We start from the raw sequence: 20176 nt of genomic DNA on the forward strand, positions 1-20176 counted from the left end.
GTTGGTCCCCGATGACACCCCCTGGCACGTCGGGTGACCGACTGCAAGGACACCCTCCCCCGCCCAGAAGGACCGTGGTTTTGGCCAGCAACACCATCGGTGCGCGTCTGCTGCGACGCAAGCCCGTCTCGACACTGATCGCCGAGACCGAAGGCGAGGACGTCCTCCCGGCCGGCGCGCCCGAGGAGGGCGGGCGCTCCGGCATCCACCTGCGCCGCTCGATCGGCCTGTGGCAGCTGTCCTCGATCGGCATCGGCGCGACCATCGGCACCGGCATCTTCTTCGTGCTGAACACCGCGGTGCCCTCGGCCGGCCCGGCCGTCATCCTGTCCTTCGTGATCGCCGCGGTCACCGCCGGACTCACCGCGCTCTGCTACGCCGAGATGGCCTCCGCGATCCCGGTCTCCGGCTCCTCGTACTCCTACGCCTACGCCACCCTCGGCGAGGGCGTCGCCTTCGCCGTCGGCATCTGCCTGCTGATGGAGTACGGCGTCTCCGCCTCCGCGATCGCGGTGACCTGGGCCGAGTACCTGAACAAGTTCCTCGACCTGACCTTCGGGGTCACGATCCCCGAGCAGCTCTCCGGGGCGCCGGACAGCGGCCACTGGTTCAACCTGCCGGCGCTGCTGCTGGTCTTCATGGTCTGCTTCCTGCTGATCCGCGGCGTCAGCGAGTCGGTCAAGGTCAACGCGGTGATGGTCGCGATCAAGATCGCGATCCTGCTGATGTTCATCGGCATCGCGCTCACCGGCTTCCACTCCGGCAACCTGACCCCGTTCATGCCGCTCGGCATCAGCGGCGTGCAGATCGCCGCGTCCAGCATCTTCTTCTCCTTCATCGGCCTGGACGCCGTGTCCACCGCCGGTGAGGAGGTCAAGAACCCGCGCCGCACCCTGCCGCTGGCGATCATCATCTCGCTGGTCGTGGTGACCCTGCTCTACATCCTGGTCGCGCTGGCCGGCATCGGCGCCCAGCCGTGGACCAAGTTCGACGGCCAGGAGGCCGGCCTCGCCCAGATCCTCCAGGACATCACCGGCCAGAGCTGGCCCGCGATCGTCTTCGCGATCGGCGCGATCGTCTCGATCTTCAGCATCACCCTCGTGGTGATCTACGGCCAGACCCGCATCCTGTACTCGATGGGCCGCGACGGCATGCTGCCCAAGCGCTTCGCCAAGCTCTCCCCGCGCAGCGGCACCCCGGTCTGGAACACCGTCGTGGTGGGCCTCGGCGTCGGCGCGCTGGCCGCGTTCATCCCGCTGCGGGTCCTGGCCGACATCACCAGCCTCGGGACGCTCATCGCCTTCTCGGTGGTCTCGATCGGCGTGATCGTGCTGCGTCGCACCCAGCCCGACCTGCCACGCGGCTTCAAGGTGCCCGGCTACCCCGTCGTCCCGCTGATCAGCGTCGGCTTCTGCGTCTACCTGATCACCGGCCTGCACGCCGACACCTTCCGGGCCGGGGCGATCGCCCTCGTCGTCGCCGTGGTCGTCTACTTCGGCTACAGCATCAAGCACTCCCGACTGGAGCAGGCCGAGCCGCAGTCCGCGCCCTCGGACAGCGCCGCCGGCTGACCCGGAGGCAAACCCCGTGTGAAGGGCCGCCGACCGCCACCGCGTCCGGCGGCCCTTTTCACGCCAACGCCCGTCCGGTGTCCGACACCATGGCGACAGGGCCCGGCTCCCACCCATAACCTTCCACCATGGTGAGCACCCGCACGCCCGGCTACCCCCGCCCGCGCGGCCGCTTCACCGGCCGCGGCGGAACGCCGGCCCAGACCTCCACGACCGAGGCGCCGTCCAGGCCACGACGGCCGCAGCGCGGCCTCTCCGTCCGGCCCTTCCCCCGCCAGCGCGGCGAGAGCACGTTTCCGCCCACGCCCGCCCGGCTGAACACCGCCCGGCTGGCCGGGCTCGCCTCGACGCGGACCGTCCACCTGCTCGGCTGCCTCGTCGCGGCCGGCTGGGCCGCCGCCTTCCCGCTCGTCTCCGACCTGCCCAACCAGCGGCAGTGGGGCCTGATCGCGGCCCCCGGCTACGTGCTGGCCGGAGTGCTCTGCCTGACCCTGCCGCGCCGCTTCGCGGCCAAGGCGGCCGCCTCGGTCGCCCTGGTCGGGGCCGTCCTGGTGCCGCTCGGGCTGCTCGCCCTGCAGGGCCGCCACCAGTCCGAGGTCATGGTGGTCGAACGCTCGGCCCACCTGCTGCTCACCACCGGCACCGCGTACCTGCCGCACCCGGCGGTGGTCACCGACTACAACCCGTACCTGCCGGCGATGTCCCTGTTCGGGATGCCGCGCCAGCTGTTCGGCGACTCCACCGCCGTCGCGCGGGTCGCCGGGGACGCCCGGATCTGGTTCGCGCTGACCTTCTTCGTCTGCATGCTGGCCGCCTGGCGGCTGCTGCGGCCCGCCCGCCCCGGCGGCGGCGACGGGCGCGCTCCGCTGCTGCCGCTGGCCGTCCTCACCGCCTCGCCGCTGATCGCGCTCGCCCTGGTGGTCGGCGGGGTGGACCTGCCGCTGATCGGCGTCTGCTGCCTGGCCATGGCGCTCGCCGAGCGGGACCGCACGGTCGCCGCCGGGCTGGTGCTCGCCCTCGCCTGCACCCTGAAGTGGACGGCCTGGCCCGCGCTGCCGGTGGCCGTCCTGCTGCTCTGGCGGCTGTACGGCCGGCGCCCGGCGGCCCGGACCGCGCTGATCGGGGTCGGGGTGAGCGCGCTGGTGATCCTGCCCTCCGCGCTGACCCAGGCCGACGCGCTGCGCGAACAGGTGGTGCGCTTCCCGCTCGGGATGACGGCGATCCGCACCCCGGCGGGCAGCCCGCTGCCCGGCAAGGTGCTGGCCGGCTTCGGGCCGACCGGGCACGCGATCTCGCTGGCGCTGATGACCGTGGCCCTGGTCGCGGTGGCGATCTGGCTGCTGGCCCGGCCGCCGGTCTCCGCGATCGCCGCGGCCGACCTGCTGGCCGCCGGGCTCGCGATCGCCTTCATGCTGGCCCCGGCCGGGCGGTTCGGGTACCTGGCGCTGCCGGCGGTGCTGGTGATCTGGCCCCGGCTGGCGGCCCGGCGCTGGAGCAGCCGACGCCCGGTCCCGCCGGGCCGGGTGCGGCGGGGAAGGCCGCAGCCCGCCCTGCCGCGAGGCTGAGCGGGCTGTCGGCGGCCCGCCCGGCTCCGGGCGGGCGGGGGCTTGCGGGGGCTCAGCGGCCGCCGGCGGCCTTCAGGATGGAGGCGACGGCCGGGCCGGCCGCGTCCACGCCGTGGCCGCCGCCCTGCACCTCGGCGGCCACCGCGACGTTGCCGCGGTAGGCGGTGAACCAGCTGTTGGTGACGTCGACCCCGGCGACCTCGGCGGAGCCGGTCTTGGCGCCCGCGTTGTCGGTGATGCCGGCCATCACGTCCCTGGCGGTGCCGCCGGTGGCGGTGGCCGCCATCATCGCCTTCAGCTTGGCGTCGACGTCCGGGGAGAGCGGGCGGGCGGCCTTCTGCTGCGGCAGCTCGGCGACCAGGATCGGCTGCTTGAACTCGCCGCTCTGCACGGTGGCGGTGACCGAGGCGATGGCCAGCGGGTTCATCTGGACCTTGCCCTGGCCGATGTAGTTCATGGCCTGCTCGTCCTTGCTGCCCGGCGCCGCCGGAACCTTGCCGTCGGTGTTCGGCAGGCCGGTCTTCCACTCCAGGCCGATGCCGAACACGTCCTTGGCCGTGCCGTTCAGCGTCTCGGGCTTGAGGCTGGTCAGGCCCTGGTTGATGAAGGCGGTGTTGCAGGACATCATGAAGTCCTGCTGGAGCGTGTTGTTCGGGAAGGCGCCCGGGAACGAGTTCGGGATCGCGTGCGGGTTGCTGCTCTTCTCCGGGCAGGCCACCACGGTGTCCGGGTTGACGCCGTTCTCCAGCAGCGCCGCCGAGGTGACGATCTTCATCGTCGAGCCCGGGGCGAGCAGCCCGGCGAAGGCCCGGTTCTGGCCGGTGGCCGGCGAGTTGGCGAAGGCCAGCACCTGACCGGTGCTCGGCTCGATCGCGACGATGGAGCCGGGCTTGCCCGCCAGGTCGGTCATCGCCTTCTCGGCGGCGGCCTGGAGGGTGTTGTCGATGGTGAGCTTGAACGGCTTGCCGGGCTTCGGCTCGACGATCGTGAACAGCTTGTCCTGGGGGCCCTTGCCGGCCGGGTCGGAGATCACCACCGCGCTGCCCGCGTCCTGGTCCTTGGCCGGGTCCGGCGGCAGCAGCTTGTTGGCGTTGTCCTGGAGGGTGGTCAGCAGCGACTGGGTGAGCGAGGCGCCCTGGACCGGCTTGCCGTTGCGGTCGACCACGGTGGACGGCGGGGCGAAGACCGGCTGGACGGCGATGGTCTCGTTGCCGGACAGGTGGGGGTGGATCACCGACGGCGCCCAGTGCACGGCCGGGGTGTTGTCGCTCATCTTCACGACGCCCAGGAAGCCCTGGTAGTCCCAGGCCCGGTTGGTGCCCGCGAACTCGGCGCGCGCCTTGTAGGACATCAGCGTGCCGGTGGGCGCGGGCGTGGCGGCCGCGGACGGCGAGTCGCCGGCGCCCGGCGTGCCGGTGGCGCCCGGGGTCGCGGAGGCCCCGGCGGTCGGCTTGGCGGCCGGGGCGGGGGTGCCGGTGGCGGCGGAGAAGACCTGCTGGGTGGTCGGGCCGAAGGGGGTGAGGGTCAGCGCGCTCGGCTTGACCTGGTCCCGGAAGGCGGTCAGACCGGCGGTGGCCGCGGCCGGGTCGTCGGTCAGCGAGGCCGCCTTGGCGATGTCGCCGGCCGCCCAGGCCGTCAGGAAGTCCTTCAGTCCGGCCGTCGCCTGGTCGGCGGTCGGCGGCTCGGCGACCACGGTGCGCGGCTTCTTGCCACCGGATACGCCGTCCGACTCGCTCACCAGGCTGTACACGCCGTAGCCGCCGCCCGCGAGGACGGCGATGGACACGCCGGTGATGATGCCGATCTTCGCGCCACTGCGCATGGTGCAGGTCCCCCAGGGGTCTCGCGGCCGGGCGCAACCGGCGGGGCCGGAAACGCGGTACCCCTCCACCCTAGGCAGCGCGGATCGGTGCGCCGGCGAATCGCCCGGCACTTGTGACGGATCTGGTACGTGTTGTGCACCGCATACGGACGGTTCGCGGGAACGCGGTGTGCCTGGGGCGGCGGGTCAGATCCAGGTGTTGAACCACATCCGGCGGCGCCAGTCCTCCAGCGGGATGGTCTGCCCGGTGAAGAGCGGGTAGAAGAAGAGGAAGTTCCAGACGATCAGCAGGACCAGCAGTCCGGCCGCCGCGGAGCCGATGATCCGGCGGTCCCGGGAGGCGCCGGCCGGCCCGATCAGGGCGCCGATCAGCATCGTCACCGCGAGCACCAGGAACGGGACGAAGACCACCGCGTAGAAGAGGAAGATCGTCCGCTGCTGGTAGGCGAACCAGGGCAGGTAGCCGGCGGCCAGGCCGCAGAGCAGCGCGCCGGCCCGCCAGTCCCGCCGGGCCGCCCAGCGCCACAGGCAGTAGGCCAGCGCCGCGATGCCCGTCCACCACAGCAGCGGGGTGCCGATGCCCAGCACCTCGCGGGCGCAGTCGGCGGCGGTGCAGCCGGCCTGGCCGTACTTGGGGGACTCGTAGAAGAAGGACACCGGCCGGCCCAGCACCAGCCAGGACCACGGGTTGGACTGGTAGGTGTGCGGGTCGCTCAGGCCGACGTGGAACTCGTAGACCGTGGTGTGGTAGTGCCACAGCGAGCGCAGGGCCTCGGGTATCCACGGGAAGTCGGTGGAGCGGCCGACCGCCCAGTCCCGGCCCCAGCCGCCCTGGCCGGGAGCGGTGCTGCTGGCGAACCAGCCCCACCAGGACGCGATGTAGACCGCGACCGCGACCACGACCACCGAGACGAAGGCCGGCAGCACGTCCCGGGCGAGCACCGCCACGAACGGGCGCGGGGCGCCGGCCAGGCGGCGGGCGCCGACGTCCCAGAGCACCGTGAGCAGACCGAAGGCCGCCGCGACGTACAGACCGCTCCACTTGGTGGCGCAGGTCAGGCCGACGCAGGCGCCGGCCGCGATCCGGTACGGGCGCCAGCCCAGGCCCAGCCGCTGGGCGAGCCGGGCGTCCTCGACCCCGCCCAGCCGCCGGGCCAGCAGGGCCCGGGTGCGGTCGCGGTCCAGCAGGAGGAAGCCGAAGGCGGCGAGGGTCCAGAACATCACCACCAGGTCGAGCAGCGCGGCCCGGCTGAGCACCAGGTGCAGGCCGTCCACCGCGAGCAGCAGGCCCGCCACGCAGCCCAGCAGGGTGGAGCGGAACATCCGGCGGGCGATCCGGGCCACCATCAGCACCGACAGGGTGCCGAGCAGGGCCACCGCGAACCGCCAGCCGAAGGGGTTCATGCCGAACAGCTGCTCGCCCAGGCCGATGATCCACTTGCCGACCGGCGGGTGCACCACGTACGAGGGCGTCGCCCGGTACGGGACGGCCGCGCCCGGCGTCATGATCGTGGTGTTGGCGTCCTCCGGCCAGTTGATCTCGTAGCCGCCGTGCCAGAGCGCGTACGCGTCCTTGGCGTAGTACGTCTCGTCGAAGATGATCGCGTGCGGCTGCCCCAGGTTCGTGAACCGCAGGAGGCCGGCGAAGACCGCCACCGCGACCGGACCCAGCCAGCCGGCCCAGCGGCAGAGGAAGAACCACAGGCCCTGCGGCAGCGAGACGCCCAGCCGCAGCAGCAGCGGCGACTGCGGCACGTCCCGGGGCGTCACCCGGGGGCCGTCCGGCATCGGCGGGGCCAGGCGCTCGGTGAGCGTCCCGGTGGGGCGGGCCGTGTAGCCGAACCGGGCCAGGCGCTCGCGCCAGCCGGCCGGCCCGTCCTGCGGTGGGCGGGGGGACGGCAGGCCGACGCCGCCGTACGCGGAGTGGTCCGTACCAGTGGGCGCCTGGGCCGCCGTGTCGCCGTTCATCCGCCACATCGTAGGGGCGCTCTTCGCACGCGTGTCCGCTCCCTCGGAAGCTGACCGAATCGTCACCAAAAACCCCGGGCGCCCGACAGCTGCGAGGATGGGGACCGTGACAGGAGTACTCGTTCTCGCAGGCACCCCCATCGGCGACGTCTCGGACGCCCCGCCCCGGCTCGTCGACGAACTGGCCACGGCGGACGTGATCGCGGCCGAGGACACCCGGCGGCTGCGCCGGCTCACCCAGGCACTCGGGGTGACCCCGGCGGGCCGGGTGGTCTCCTACTTCGAGGGGAACGAGGTCGGCCGCACCCCCGAACTGGTCGAGGCGCTGCTCGGCGGCGCCCGGGTGCTGCTGGTCACCGACGCCGGCATGCCCTCGGTCTCCGACCCCGGCTACCGGCTGGTCGCCGCCGCCGTGGCCGCCGACGTCAAGGTCACCGCGGTGCCCGGGCCCTCGGCGGTGCTCACCGCCCTCGCGCTGTCCGGCCTGCCGGTGGACCGCTTCACCTTCGAGGGCTTCCTGCCGCGCAAGAGCGGCGACCGGGCCCGGCAGCTCGCCTCGATCGCCGCCGAACCGCGCACCATGGTCTTCTTCGAGGCGCCGCACCGGATCGCCGAGGCGCTGACCGCGATGGCCGGGGCGTTCGGGCCGGAGCGGCCGGCCGCCGTCTGCCGCGAGCTCACCAAGACCTACGAGGAGGTCAAGCGCGGGCCGATCGGTGAGCTGGCCGCCTGGGCGGCCGAGGGCGTCAGGGGCGAGATCACCGTCGTGGTCGCCGGCGCCCCGCCGACCGCGCCCCAGGAGCTCACCCCGGCCGAGCTGGCCCGGCTGGTGGCCGTCCGCGAGGAGGCCGGGGAGCGCCGCAAGGAGGCCATCGCGGCCGTCGCGGTGGAGCTCTCGCTGCCCAAGCGGGAGGTCTTCGACGCGGTCGTGGCGGCGAAGCGGGAAGGCCTGGAAAGCGGCCTGGGAAAGGGGTGAATTCCGGGGGTTGCGTTGCTCACGGGGAGTCGTACCGTGGAGAGAAGGCCCCGGTAAACACCAGCTGAGCTGAAGTTTCGGCCGCGCTTCCCGGACCCTGCGAGGATTTTCGTATAGGTCTGACCAACGCGCATCCAAGTCTTCACAAGCCGGGCATCGGCCGGGGCGGTCCGGGCATTTCCTGGAAGGGAAAGACCCAGCCGGACGAGCGTCCGGCGGGCGCTGGGAGACGGCCATGAGCGATGTAGTCGGTACCCCCCGCAGTGGCAGCGCACTGAGCACCGCCGGTCTGGCCGGCCGGCCGCACACTCCCGTCGAGACCGTACGGGAGGCCTACTCCTTCGCGTGCCTGCGCTGCGGGTACGGCTGGGAGCAGGCGTACGACATCGAACACCACGTGGCCAACGACGGGCACGTCGTGTTCGAGTACCACGCCAACGGCGTCCGGGTGCCGTCCCCGCTGCTCAAGCCGACCTGCCCGGGCTGCGGCGGCCACACCGTGCGGATCATGCGCGAGGGCCGGGTCGCCTCCGCCGACCAGGCCTGGCAGCACGCCCCCGGCTACCCGGCGCACGCCGAGCCGGCCGGGGCGCCCGCGGCGGCCGAGCCCACCCGGCCGCGCGGACGCTGGGCCCGGTTCTGGTCGCGGCTGCTGGGCTGACACCGGGGCGACGGAACGGGGACCGCCCCCGGCCGGGAACAACTCGGTCGAGGGCGGTCCGCGTGCCCGACTAAGCTTTCCGACCATGGCGGCCACTGCAGACCACAGCACCACCGGGGCGAGCACCCCGGCGTACTACGTTTCCACCCCGATCTACTACGTCAACGATCGCCCGCACCTCGGCCACGCGTACACCACCGTGGCGGGCGACGTCCTCACCCGCTGGCACCGCCAGCGCGGCGAGAAGGTGTGGTACCTGACCGGCACCGACGAGCACGGTCAGAAGATCATGCGGACCGCCGAGGCGAACGGCGTCAGCCCGCAGGAGTGGTGCGACAAGCTGGTCGAGGAGGCCTGGAAGCCGCTCTGGCAGCACCTGGAGATCGCCAACGACGACTTCATCCGCACCACCGAGGAGCGGCACACCGCCCGGGTGCAGGAGTTCGTCCAGGACCTGTACGACAAGGGCGAGATCTACAAGGGCGGCTACTCCGGCCCGTACTGCGTCGGCTGCGAGGAGTTCAAGCTCCCCTCCGAGCTGCTCGACGGCGCCACCGAGGACGAGAAGCTCTGCTCCGTGCACAAGCGGCCCGTCGAGTGGCTGGAGGAGGAGAACTACTTCTTCCGCCTCTCCGCCTACGGCCCGCAGCTGCTGGAGTTCTACGCGGCGAACCCGGACTTCATCCAGCCCGCCTCGGCCCGCAACGAGGTGCTGCGCTTCGTCGAGCAGGACCTCAAGGACCTCTCGATCTCCCGCTCCACCTTCGACTGGGGCGTGCCGCTGCCCTGGGACGAGAAGCACGTCCTCTACGTGTGGGTCGACGCGCTGCAGAACTACATCACCGCGGCCGGCTACGGCAGCGACCCGGAGCGCTTCGCCGAGCTGTGGCCCGCCTCGGTCCACCTCGTCGGCAAGGACATCCTGCGGTTCCACGCCGTCATCTGGCCCGCCATGCTGATGGCCGCCGGGCTGCCGCTGCCCAAGCGGGTCGTCGCCAACGGCTGGCTGATGGTCGGCGGCGAGAAGATGTCCAAGTCCAACCTGACCGGCATCGCGCCCACCGACCTCACCTCGCACTTCGGCGTGGACGCGTACCGCTACTACTTCCTGCGGGCGATCCCGTTCGGCACCGACGGCTCGTTCTCCTGGGAGGACTTCACCGCCCGGTACACCTCCGAGCTGGCCAACGACTTCGGCAACCTGGCCTCCCGGGTCGCCGCGATGGTCGGCAAGTACTTCGACGGGGTGCTGCCCGCCGCCACCGCCGCGGGCGACGCCGAGCAGGCCGTCGCCGACGGGCTGACCAGGGCCGTCGAGACGGCCGACCGGAAGATCGGCGAGGAGCTGGACTTCGCCGGCGGCCTCGCGGCGATCTTCGAGTTCGTCAAGCAGGTCAACGGCTACCTCACCGAGCAGGAGCCCTGGAAGGTCGCCAAGGACGACTCGGCCGAGGGCCGGGCCCGCCTGGCCACCATCCTCTACACCGCCGCCGAGGCGCTGCGCGCCACCGCCGTGCTGCTCAACCCGGTGATGCCGACCACCGCCGAGAAGCTGTGGGTCTCGCTGGGCGCCGAGGCCGCCGGGCTGGGCGCGCTCTCCGCGCAGACCGTCGCCACCGTCGCCGACTGGGGCCGGCTGCCCGCCGGTGCCACCGTCACCAAGGGCGAGATCCTCTTCCCGCGCCTCGAAGAGAAGCCGACCGCCTGACATGGCCGCCAAGGACGACGCCCGGTCGACCCCGCCGCCGCTGCCGGAACCCCTGGCAGTGGCGGTGGCCGACTCGCACACCCACCTCGACATGCAGTCCGGCACCCCCGCCGAGGGCCTGGCGAAGGCCGCCTCGGTCGGGGTCACCACGGTGGTCCAGGTGGGCTGCGACGTGCCCGGCTCGCGCTGGGCCGCCGAACTGGCGGCGCAGTACGAGCAGGTGCACGCGGCCGTCGCCCTGCACCCGAACGAGGCGCCGCGGATCTTCCTCGGCGACGCGGACGGCTGGTCCGGCCAGCAGCGGAAGGCCGGCGGCGCCGCCGCGCTCGACGAGGCGCTCGCCGAGATCGACCGGCTCGCCGCGCTGCCGCAGGTGGTGGCGGTCGGCGAGACCGGCCTGGACTACTTCCGCACCGGGCCGGAGGGCGTGGACATCCAGAAGGAGTCGTTCCGCCGCCACATCGAGATGGCCAAGCGGCACGGCAAGGCCCTGGTCATCCACGACCGGGACGCCCACGAGGACGTCATCGCCGTCCTGCTGGCGGAGGGCGCCCCGGAGCGGACCGTCTTCCACTGCTACTCCGGCGACGCGCAGATGGCGAAGACCTGCGCCGAGCACGGCTGGTACCTCTCCTTCGCCGGCCCGGTCACCTTCAAGGCCAACCAGCCGCTGCGCGACGCCCTGCTCGCCACGCCGCTGGACCGGGTCCTGGTCGAGACCGACGCCCCCTTCCTCACCCCGCACCCGTACCGCGGCCGCCCGAACGCCCCGTACCTGATCCCGGTCACGGTGCGCTCGATGGCCGCGACCCTGGGCCTGGCCGAGGACGAGCTGTCCACGGCCATCGCGGCGAACACCGCCCGGGCCTTCGGGTACTGACGCCGGGGCCCCGGGGCCCGAGCGCGCGGTCGGGGCCCCGTCCGGATCGGCGCGTGGTCGGGCCCCGTCCGGATCGGCGCGTCCGGACGGCGGCCCCGGCGCCCGTATCCTTGGCGCGTGAGCACCACCGACCCCACCTCTGACAGCCGCCCCCAGCCTCCGGCCGGGGGGACCCCCTTGCTGGGCAGTGCCGACATCCGGGAGCTGGCGGCCGCGTTCGGCGTGAAGCCGACCAAGCAGCGCGGGCAGAACTTCGTCATCGACGGCAACACCGTGCGGCGGATCGTCCGGGCCGCCGAGGTGACGGAGCAGGACGCGGTGGTGGAGGTCGGGCCCGGGCTCGGCTCGCTCACGCTGGCGCTGCTGGAGGTCGCGCGGCATGTGACCGCGGTCGAGATCGACCCGGTGCTGGCGCGGCACCTGCCGGACACCGTCGCCGCCCGGATGCCCGGCAAGGCGGACGCCTTCGACCTGGTGTTCAGCGACGCCATGGAGGTCACCGAGCTGCCCGGCCCGGCGCCCACCGCGCTGGTCGCCAACCTCCCGTACAACGTCGCGGTGCCCGTCCTGCTGCACATGCTGGCGACCTTCCCCAGCATCGAGCGGACCCTGGTGATGGTGCAGAGCGAGGTCGCCGACCGGCTCGCCGCCAAGCCGGGCAACAAGGTGTACGGCGTCCCGTCGGTCAAGGCCAACTGGTACGCCGAGGTGAAGCGGGCCGGCGCCATCGGGCGGAACGTGTTCTGGCCCGCCCCCAACGTCGACTCCGGGCTGGTCTCGCTGATCCGCCGCGAGCCGCCGAAGACCAGCGCCAGCCGCGAGGAGGTGTTCGCGGTGGTCGACGCCGCGTTCGCCCAGCGGCGCAAGACCCTGCGCGCCGCGCTGGCCGGCTGGGCGGGCTCCGCCGCCGGGGCCGAGCAGGCGCTCGCGGCGGCCGGCATCGACCACAGGCTGCGCGGCGAGATGCTGACGGTGGAGCAGTTCGCCGCGATCGCCGAGCACAAGCCCTCCCAGGCCGAGGGGGCCGAGGGGGCCGGTCAGCGGACCGGCCGGGCCGGGGCCGCCGAGCGCAAGCCGGTCCGGTCCGCGGCCGCCGAGCCCGGGGCCGCCGAGCCCGGGGCTGCCGAGCCCGCTGAGCCGGCGCCCGCGTCCGCCGAGCAGACGACCGAGGACAGCGAGTGATCACCGTACGGGTACCGGCCAAGGTCAACGTCCAGCTGGGGGTCGGCGGGCTGCGCGCCGACGGCTTCCACGACCTGGCCAACGTCTTCTTCGCCGTCGCCCTCGGGGACGAGGTCACCGCCACCGCGGCCGAGGGCGTGACACTGAGCTGCTCCGGGCCGGACGCCGCCGCCGTCCCGCTGGACGACAGCAACCTCGCCGCCCGCGCCGCCCGGCTGCTCGCCGCCCACCACGGCATCGCCGACCCGGGCGTGCACCTGCACATCGCCAAGGCCATCCCGGTGGCCGGCGGCATGGCCGGGGGCAGCGCCGACGGCGCGGCCGCGCTGGTCGCCTGCGACGCGCTCTGGCAGCTGGACACCCCGCTCCCCGTGCTGCTGGAGCTGGCCGCCGAACTCGGCTCCGACGTGCCGTTCGCCCTGGTCGGCGGCGTCGCCCTCGGCCGCGGCCGCGGCGAGATCCTGGAGCCGCTGGCCGTCGAGGGCACCTTCCACTGGGTCTTCGCGGTCGCCGAGGGCGGCCTGTCCACCCCCGCCGTGTTCCGCGAGTGCGACCGGCTGCGCGAGGAGGCCGGCACCGGCTCCAGCGACACCGACGTCCCCACCCCGGACGCCGACCCTGCGCTGCTCGCCGCCCTCGCCGAGGGCGACCCCGTCGCCCTGGCCGCCGCCCTCGCCAACGACCTCCAGCCCGCCGCGCTCTCGCTGCGCCCCGCACTCGCCGCCACCCTGCGGGCCGGCACCGAGGCGGGCGCGCTCGGGGCACTGGTCTCCGGCTCCGGGCCGACCTGCGCCTTCCTGGTCAAGGACGCCGAGGCCGCCGCCGCGGTCGCCGGGGCGCTGCGGGCCTCCGGCACCTGCCGGACCGCGCACGCCACCCACGGGCCGGTGCCGGGGGCGTCCGTCGCGGGCTGACGCGGTGAGGCCGCCGCGGCGGGCCCATTAGGCTGGGGAGATCGGGGTGTCCCGAGAGGGGCATCCGGCCGCCGAGCGGCGGGCCGCCCCGCGACCGCCGAACCCTGGAGCGCAGCACACGTGGCCGTCAACCTCGCCACCATCGAGTCCGTCACGAAGGTCTACGGCACCCGCGCCCTGCTGGACGCGGTCAGCCTGGGCGTCAGCGAGGGCGACCGGATCGGCGTCGTCGGCCGCAACGGCGACGGCAAGACCACCCTGATCCGGATGCTCGCCAAGCTGGAGGAGCCCGACGGCGGCCGGATCACCTGGAACGGCGGCCTCGAACCGGCCGTCCTCACCCAGCACGACTCGCTCGACCCGAAGGCCACCATCCGGCACGAGGTGATCGCCGGCCGGGCCGACCACGAGTGGCTCGGCGACGCCCGCATCCGCGACATCATCGAAGGCCTCTTCGGCGGCCTCGACCTGCCCGGCTTCGCCGACGGCCTGGACACCGTCATCGGCCCGCTCTCCGGCGGCGAGCGCCGCCGGATCGCCCTCGCCAAGCTGCTGCTCGGCTCGCCCGAACTGATCATCCTGGACGAGCCCACCAACCACCTCGACGTCGAGGGCATCAACTGGCTCGCCCAGCACCTGCAGAAGCGCCGCTCCGCGCTCGTCTGCGTCACCCACGACCGCTGGTTCCTCGACCAGGTCTGCACCCGGATGTGGGACGTCCAGAACGGCGAGGTGCACGAGTACGAGGGCGGCTACTCCGACTACGTCTTCGCCCGCGCCGAGCGCTCCCGGATCGAGGCCGTCGAGGAGCAGAAGCGCCAGAACATGGCCCGCAAGGAGCTGGCCTGGCTGCGCCGCGGCGCCCCCGCCCGCACCTCCAAGCCGCGCTACCGGATCGAGGCCGCCAACGCCCTGATCGCGGACGTGCCGGACCCGCGCGACAAGTCCGAGCTGATGAAGTTCGCCAACGCGCGGCTCGGGAAGACCGTCTTCGAGCTGGAGGGCGTGACCGTCACGGCCGGCCCGAAGCTGCTGCTGGAGAACCTCACCTGGCAGCTCGGCCCCGGCGACCGGATCGGCCTGCTCGGCGTCAACGGCGCCGGCAAGACCTCGCTGCTGCGCGCGATGCGCGACGCGTACGCCTCCGAGGGCGACGTCCAGCCGACGTCGGGCGTCATCAAGGTCGGCAAGACCGTGCGGCTGGCCTACCTGTCGCAGGAGGTCGCCGAACTGGACCCGGCGACCCGGGTGCTCCAGGCCGTCGAGCAGGTCCGCTCGCGGGTCGACCTCGGCAAGGGCCGGGAGATGAGCGCCGGCCAGCTCTGCGAGCAGTTCGGCTTCGGCAAGGACAAGCAGTGGACGCCGGTCGGCGACCTGTCCGGTGGCGAGCGCCGCCGCCTCCAGCTGCTGCGGCTGCTGATGGACGAGCCCAACGTGCTGTTCCTGGACGAGCCCACCAACGACCTGGACATCGAGACGCTCAACCAGCTGGAGGACCTGCTCGACGGCTGGCCCGGCTCGATGGTCGTCATCAGCCACGACCGCTTCTTCATCGAGCGCACCACGGACACCGTCCACGCGCTGCTCGGCGACAAGAAGATGCGGATGCTGCCGAACGGCGTCGACGAGTACCTGGAGCGCCGGGCCAGGATGGCCGCCGCGGCCACCGCCGCCGCTCAGGCCGGCGCCGCCGCCCCGACCGCCACGGCCGTCGCGGAGGACGGGGGCGCGGCCCCCGCGCTGTCCGGCGGGGACCTGCGGGCGGCGAAGAAGGAGATGCAGAAGCTGGAGCGGCAGATCGCCAAGCTGGACGAGAAGGAGTCCAAGCTGCACGCCCAACTCGCCGAGCACGCCGCCGACTTCTCCAAGGTCGCGGAGCTGGACGCGCAGCTGCGCGCGGTCCGGGACGAGAAGGAGGAGCTGGAGATGGGCTGGCTGGAGCTGGCCGAGCAGGTCTGAGCTAGTCGTCCGGTCGGGTACGGAGGAGCGCTTCGAGCTCCTCCGCCGCACGGCCCAGTGCGCTGCGCGTCGGGTCGTGCGGGGCGGGTGCTGTGACCGCCGGGGTCGCCGCGGCTGCCGGGGACGTCGGGGGTGTCGGCGCGCTTGGGGCCGTCGGCGGGCGGTGCGCGCGGGCGCTGGCGGTCAGTTCGTCCAACGCGCGCCGCACCCGGTCGACCTCGGCCGGGTCCGGCACCCGGCCGCCGTACCGGATCTGCGCCGCGAAGGCCGCCACCGCGCCGCCCAGCCGCTCCAGCGCCGCCGTCGCCGGCAGCCACCGCTCGGCCAGCCGGCCGGTGGGCGGCGGCTCGGCCAGCCCCTGCTGCACCTCCCGGCGGGCGTCCGCCAGGGCCCGGTAGGCCGTACGGCGCAGCCACACCTGGGCGGTTCCGGTCCGGCCGCCGTCCTGGCCGCTGTTCGGGCCGCTGTCCGGGCCGTCGTCCTGGCCGGCGCCGCGGACGACGGCGTCCAGGTAGGCCCGCAGCGCCGTCGTCGCGTCGACCAGCCTGGGCTCGATCCGGTGGCGCGGGCGCTCCGGCCACAGCAGGTAGCCGAAGAGCAGCACGATCGCGCTGGCCAGCACGGTGTCCAGGACCCGGGGCCAGAACTCGGCGGCGCTGCTCTGCCCGCCGAGCTGGAGCAGGACCAGCGCCATCGGCGTCATCACCACGGTGTTCAGCCCGTAGTGCGCCGCCGTGGCGTACGGGAGCAGGGCCACGCAGCCGGCGGCCATCGCGGTCAGCGCCCACTCGTCGGTGGTGGCCATGAGCAGCGCCGCGGTCACCGCCACCCCGAGCACCGTGCCGACCGAGCGGCTCACCGCGCGCAGGAACACCGAGCCGAGGTCCGGCTTCAGCACGAAGGCGATCGTCATCGGCACCCAGTAGCTCTTGCTGAGCGGGTAGTTGGCGGTGACCGCCGAACCGACCGCGATGCACAGCGCGACCCGCAGCCCGTACCGGACCGAACCCCGGGACAGCAGCCGCACCCGCAGCCGCCAGGGGTCCGGCGGCGGCGCGGGGGCGGTGCCGAGCCGGGTGTCGCGGCCGGCCACGGTGTCGGCGGCGGCGCGCAGGGCCACGTCCAGGGCCTGCCGCGAGGGGGTGTCGGGCCGCCAGTCGGGGACGGCGACCTCGCCGCCGCCCCGCCGCACGGCGGCCGCCAGCCGGTTCGGCACCTCGGCCACCTCGGGCGGGACCGGGCGGCGCGCCCACAGCAGGCCGGTCGCCGCCTCGGTGGCGGCGAGGGCCGCCTCGTACATCCGGGCCCGGCGGTTCCGCCTGCTTCGGTGGTCCTGCCGTTCCCGGCGGTCCCTCCGATGCGTGCCGAGGAGGTCCTGGAGCTGGTTCAGGCGGGCCGTCAGCACCTGGCGGGAGGCGCCCGCCCGCGGGCCGCCCAGGTCGGCGAGGGTGCGGCCGAGCGCGTCGTACGCGGCGGCCAGCGCCCGGTTGCGCGGATCCGCGGCAGGCCGGTTCGGCGCACCCGCCGGCAGCCCGAGCAGCACCACGAACGCGGCCCCGACCGGCAGCATCGGCGCCGCCGCCCACCACGGCTGCGGCAACGGCATCCCACTGCCCAACGCCGCCGACACCAGCAGCAGCATCCCCGCCGCCGAACCGCGCGGACCGGTCGCACTCAGCGCACCCGAGGCGAAAGCGGTCAGCGTCAGCACGACACCCAGGACGAGGCCGTCCGCGTCCGCGTGCTGGAGCGCGGTGCCGATCAGCATGCCGAGCGCCGAGGCGAGGACCGCCGTCCCGATCCGGGCGGCCCGCAACCTGCCCGGCTCGGCCCGGTCGTTCATCGTCGCGTGCATCGCCCCGAGCCCCGCGAACACCCCCAGATCCAGCCGGTGCACCAGCAGCCCCACCGCCAACGGCACCGCCATGCCCACCGCCGCCCGCACCATCAGCGCCACCGGCACCGGCGGCCGCGCGGGCCGCGCGGCACGGGCCCACCAGGGGGAAGGGGAGACGTCGGGAGAGCTCACGCGGTCACGTCCGTTCTGCGGCCTGGGGTCGCTGCTGTGCGACATTGCGCGGCAGATGGGGCGTACCGGGTCAGTCTACCCAGGCCGTCCGCGGCGGCTCCCACATGTCAAGTTCGTACCGATCGCGTACGGGCGGGCCAAGGTCCCTGCCGGTCCGACAGAGGCGATGGCTACGATGACGGAGGCGGAAACCGTCCACAGGGCGGACGGTGTACCGACCAGGACGGTACGACCCAGAAGTTGACGGTGTGTTGCGGAACGCGGCCGCCCGGGACGCCCCGGGCGCGGCGGGCCGTACGGGGGAGAGGTGAACTGCCGTGGCAGGCAATGGTGCAACTAGTTCGGGGACGCCGACTCCGTCAGCGAGTCCGTCGCCCAGTCCTACGCCGACACCCTCGGCGAGTCCTACGCCCAGCCCGTCGCCGAGCCCGGCCCCGAGCCCTACGACGACTGCCGCGCCCAGCCCTTCGGCCAACCCGGCACCCAGCGCGTCGGGGACGGACCCGGGCAGCCAGGGGGCGTCCGGCGGCTCGGCGCCGTTCATGCTGGACCAGCAGTTCCCATGGCCTTTCGGCGCGATCAACATCGCCCCCATCGTCAGCACCGTGCAGACGAACGTCAGCGCCGGTGACCTGGTGGCGGCCTTCGGCAAGCAGGACGTCCAGATCGAGCTCGACACGCTCAAGACGTTCGCCGGGAAGGTCGAGGCCCTGCTCGCCGCGATGGAGGGCTCGGCGGCCGCGCCGTACAAGCTCCAGGAACAGAAGGTCACCCAGGGCAGCTTCGTCAACGGAGCGGACGCCGGGAGGTTCCCGGAAGCGGTGGCTCTGAACACCGCCTACGGCAAGGTGCACGAGCAGCTCGTCAAGCTCCACAAGGACTTCGTGGCTCAGATCGAGGCGATGACGACGGCGGTCGCGAAGACGGCCAGCTCGTACGCGAGCAACGAGGAGCAGACGACAGCGGCTCAGAACGCGGTGGCGAAGGACGCGGGTGTCACCTCGCCGTCGGCGGGGTCGAACGGGACTGCACCGAAGTCCAAGGACATGAACTTCTGACAGCGGTGCGGGGAGAGACCTACGGGGAGACGGGGAGCACATCATGGCAGGAACAACAGACTTCGGCGGTATCGACCACCCTGTGCTCAAGGGGATGGTCGACGGCGCGAAGCCGACAGAGGTACTGAAACGAGCGGGCCAGCTCCAGGACGCCGGCCGCGTCCTGTCGGAGCTCAGCACTGCTCTTCAGGCACACCTGGGCAAGGTCACATGGGAAGGCCCGGCGGCCGAGAACTTCAAGACCTGGGTCGGGAACCTGTACAAGTCCGCGGCGATCATTTCGCAGCACGCCACGACCGCCGGCGGCGCGATGACCCAGGCCGGCGAGGCGCTCAGCACCGCCCGGTCCGCGGTGCCCAAGCCGCCGGAGACCGAGATCCAGACGATGAACAGGCACAACAGCCAGTCGACTCTGCTCAACGTCCCCCAGCTTGCCGTCGGCCAGACCGTCGACGACTACATGAAGACGGTCAACCCCAAGTGGGTGACGGCGGCGGAGTTCAACCAGGCCAAGGCGAAGGTCGAGAAGGAACACCAGGAAGCCATTCTCCAGATGGAGAAGCTGGCCCAGGCGTACAGCGCTGCGACGACGACGCTGAACGGGATCGACGACAACGTCTCGTTGCCGGGGACGCCTGGCACCGGCGGTGACCGCGACAGCAAGACGACCTATCCGGTTGGCGGCGGAAGCGGTGGTGGCCAAGGGGGTTCTGTCCGCAATCCGCGTTCGGGCGGCGGAAGCGTCGGCGGTGGCTCCGACTCGTCCGGTGGCGGTGAATACGGCGGCGGAAAGGTCCTGCCCCGTGACCCGGGCTCGGACGGCCCCGGCCCGTCCAACCCGGGCAACACCCCGCCCCCGCCGCACGGTGGCGGCGGCCAGCTGCCGCCCGCGCCGCAGGACCCGGGGACCTCGACCCCGCCGTCGTACCCGTCGGACCCGGTCAACCGTCCGGGCACCGACCTCAACAGCCTGCCCACCCTGCCGACCCTGCCCACGCAGACCGGCCCGTACGGCCCCGGCGGCGGCCAGCTGCCGACGGACGGACCGACCACCCTGCCCGGCTACCCGAACGGGCCGAGTGGCCCGGGCGGCGGGCCCGGCGTTCCCGGTGGCGGCCCGGTCACGGGCTTCCCGGGTGGACCGGGCGGCGGCACCGTCCCGACCAAGGGCGGTGGCAGCGGGTACGTCCCGGGCAAGGGCGGCGGCCAGATCCCGGTGCGCACGACCCCGTTCGGTGGCGGCCCCGGGCAGGGGAGGAGCGGCACCCCTGGCCTGCCCAGCGGGACGGTCTTCGGCGCCCGTGAGGCGGGGCCGGGCGGCGGCGGCCGGGTCGGCGGTCCCGGTGGCATGGGCGGCGGCATGCACCCTGGCATGGGCGGTGCCCACGGCGGTGCGGTCGGCGCCGGCGGAGGCTCGCGCGGCCGGGGCCTGTCCTCGACCACGGGTGGCACGGTCGGTGGCCGCAAGGGCCCGACGGCCGGCGGGGAGTTCACGCCGGGCGGTACCGGTCTGCGCAACCGCGCGGCGGGTGTCGGCGAGGGCGGCCCCCAGGCCAGGCAGAACGGCATGATGGCCCCCGGAGCGGCGGGCCACGGCGGCCGGAAGGAGCGCGACCGCCGCCAGCGGGCCGACTACCTGCACGAGGACGAGGAGACCTGGACCAGCGGTACGCCGCACAGCAATCCGGACGTGATTGAGTAGGACGGCAACGACTGCCCGGCCACTGGGCATCCCCAGTGGCCGGGCAGTCTTGTTCGGGGCACGCTTCCCGGTCGACGGAGAGATTGACGAGGAGTTGTGATGGGGCGGACGAACGCGCGGGCGCGTTGGCGAGCGCTTGCCACTGCGGTCCTGGTTGCGGGGGCCCTGGCCGGGCCGGCCG

14 protein-coding genes are annotated in these 20176 nt (G+C 73.5%); 11 read left to right on the forward strand and 3 right to left on the reverse strand.

Features of this window, described 5'->3' with window-relative positions; all coding sequences use genetic code 11:
- Nucleotides 1–11: 11 nt before the first annotated feature.
- Nucleotides 12–1571, forward strand: coding sequence for an amino acid permease (locus ACFCY1_RS24015; RefSeq protein WP_375876013.1), 1560 nt, complete (start codon nucleotides 12–14; stop codon nucleotides 1569–1571).
- Nucleotides 1572–1699: 128 nt separating this feature from the next.
- On the forward strand, nucleotides 1700–3136 hold the full coding sequence (locus tag ACFCY1_RS24020; RefSeq protein ID WP_375876014.1) for a glycosyltransferase 87 family protein: 1437 nt from the start codon (nucleotides 1700–1702) through the stop codon (nucleotides 3134–3136).
- 52 nt (nucleotides 3137–3188) lie between these two features.
- Here the strand turns inward: ACFCY1_RS24020 and ACFCY1_RS24025 are convergent, their stop codons facing one another.
- Both ACFCY1_RS24025 and ACFCY1_RS24030 read right to left on the reverse strand, forming a co-directional pair.
- Complete coding sequence (locus tag ACFCY1_RS24025) at nucleotides 3189–4958, reverse strand: penicillin-binding transpeptidase domain-containing protein (RefSeq protein WP_074001273.1); 1770 nt, start codon at nucleotides 4956–4958, stop codon at nucleotides 3189–3191.
- Between the two features lie 186 nt (nucleotides 4959–5144).
- Nucleotides 5145–6926, reverse strand: coding sequence for a dolichyl-phosphate-mannose--protein mannosyltransferase (locus tag ACFCY1_RS24030; RefSeq protein ID WP_375876015.1), 1782 nt, complete (start codon nucleotides 6924–6926; stop codon nucleotides 5145–5147).
- A 106-nt stretch (nucleotides 6927–7032) separates the two neighbouring features.
- Here ACFCY1_RS24030 and rsmI point away from each other — a divergent pair, with 106 nt between their 5' ends.
- The 7 genes from rsmI to ACFCY1_RS24065 all read left to right on the forward strand — a co-directional run bounded on the left by rsmI (nucleotide 7033) and on the right by ACFCY1_RS24065 (nucleotide 15206).
- A complete protein-coding gene (gene rsmI, locus ACFCY1_RS24035; RefSeq protein WP_375876016.1) occupies nucleotides 7033–7902 on the forward strand; it encodes a 16S rRNA (cytidine(1402)-2'-O)-methyltransferase in 870 nt (289 codons plus the stop codon).
- Nucleotides 7903–8137: 235 nt separating this feature from the next.
- Nucleotides 8138–8563 carry a hypothetical protein gene (locus ACFCY1_RS24040; protein ID WP_181970659.1) on the forward strand — a complete coding sequence of 142 codons (426 nt, stop codon included), beginning with the start codon at nucleotides 8138–8140 and terminating at the stop codon, nucleotides 8561–8563.
- Between the two features lie 85 nt (nucleotides 8564–8648).
- Entirely contained in the window at nucleotides 8649–10271 is a 1623-nt protein-coding gene (metG, locus tag ACFCY1_RS24045) for a methionine--tRNA ligase (RefSeq protein ID WP_375876017.1), read from the forward strand.
- A 1-nt stretch (nucleotide 10272) separates the two neighbouring features.
- Entirely contained in the window at nucleotides 10273–11151 is an 879-nt protein-coding gene (locus ACFCY1_RS24050; RefSeq protein WP_375876018.1) for a TatD family hydrolase, read from the forward strand.
- Nucleotides 11152–11268: 117 nt separating this feature from the next.
- A complete protein-coding gene (gene rsmA, locus ACFCY1_RS24055; RefSeq protein ID WP_375876019.1) occupies nucleotides 11269–12333 on the forward strand; it encodes a 16S rRNA (adenine(1518)-N(6)/adenine(1519)-N(6))-dimethyltransferase RsmA in 1065 nt (354 codons plus the stop codon).
- Nucleotides 12330–13247 carry a 4-(cytidine 5'-diphospho)-2-C-methyl-D-erythritol kinase gene (locus tag ACFCY1_RS24060; protein WP_117489278.1) on the forward strand — a complete coding sequence of 306 codons (918 nt, stop codon included), beginning with the start codon at nucleotides 12330–12332 and terminating at the stop codon, nucleotides 13245–13247. Before rsmA ends, ACFCY1_RS24060 begins: the two co-directional genes overlap by 4 nt.
- A gap of 120 nt (nucleotides 13248–13367) precedes the next feature.
- On the forward strand, nucleotides 13368–15206 hold the full coding sequence (locus ACFCY1_RS24065) for an ABC-F family ATP-binding cassette domain-containing protein (protein ID WP_375876020.1): 1839 nt from the start codon (nucleotides 13368–13370) through the stop codon (nucleotides 15204–15206).
- Between the two features lies 1 nt (nucleotide 15207).
- Here the strand turns inward: ACFCY1_RS24065 and ACFCY1_RS24070 are convergent, their stop codons facing one another.
- Nucleotides 15208–17235: an FUSC family protein gene (locus ACFCY1_RS24070; RefSeq protein ID WP_375876021.1), complete on the reverse strand. Its 2028-nt coding sequence runs from the start codon at nucleotides 17233–17235 to the stop codon at nucleotides 15208–15210.
- A gap of 542 nt (nucleotides 17236–17777) precedes the next feature.
- Between ACFCY1_RS24070 and ACFCY1_RS24075 the strand changes: the two genes are divergently transcribed.
- Together ACFCY1_RS24075 and ACFCY1_RS24080 are read left to right on the forward strand one after the other, a co-directional pair.
- A complete protein-coding gene (locus ACFCY1_RS24075) occupies nucleotides 17778–18293 on the forward strand; it encodes a hypothetical protein (protein WP_375876022.1) in 516 nt (171 codons plus the stop codon).
- A gap of 43 nt (nucleotides 18294–18336) precedes the next feature.
- Complete coding sequence (locus tag ACFCY1_RS24080) at nucleotides 18337–19995, forward strand: WXG100 family type VII secretion target (protein ID WP_375876023.1); 1659 nt, start codon at nucleotides 18337–18339, stop codon at nucleotides 19993–19995.
- The last annotated feature ends 181 nt before the right edge of the window (nucleotides 19996–20176 follow it).

It is taken from the genome of Kitasatospora sp. NPDC056273 (genome assembly GCF_042268845.1).
GTDB lineage: Bacteria > Actinomycetota > Actinomycetes > Streptomycetales > Streptomycetaceae > Kitasatospora.

Coding starts and splice junctions, on each gene's coding strand:
- ACFCY1_RS24040 (WP_181970659.1), top strand. CDS start 8,138: ATGAGCGATGTAGTCGGTACCCCCCGCAGTGGCAGCGCACTGAGCACC.
- ACFCY1_RS24015 (WP_375876013.1), top strand. CDS start 12: ATGACACCCCCTGGCACGTCGGGTGACCGACTGCAAGGACACCCTCCC.
- ACFCY1_RS24050 (WP_375876018.1), top strand. CDS start 10,273: ATGGCCGCCAAGGACGACGCCCGGTCGACCCCGCCGCCGCTGCCGGAA.
- metG (WP_375876017.1), top strand. CDS start 8,649: ATGGCGGCCACTGCAGACCACAGCACCACCGGGGCGAGCACCCCGGCG.
- ACFCY1_RS24080 (WP_375876023.1), top strand. CDS start 18,337: ATGGCAGGAACAACAGACTTCGGCGGTATCGACCACCCTGTGCTCAAG.
- ACFCY1_RS24030 (WP_375876015.1), bottom strand. CDS start 6,926: ATGAACGGCGACACGGCGGCCCAGGCGCCCACTGGTACGGACCACTCC.
- ACFCY1_RS24025 (WP_074001273.1), bottom strand. CDS start 4,958: ATGCGCAGTGGCGCGAAGATCGGCATCATCACCGGCGTGTCCATCGCC.
- ACFCY1_RS24075 (WP_375876022.1), top strand. CDS start 17,778: ATGCTGGACCAGCAGTTCCCATGGCCTTTCGGCGCGATCAACATCGCC.
- ACFCY1_RS24020 (WP_375876014.1), top strand. CDS start 1,700: ATGGTGAGCACCCGCACGCCCGGCTACCCCCGCCCGCGCGGCCGCTTC.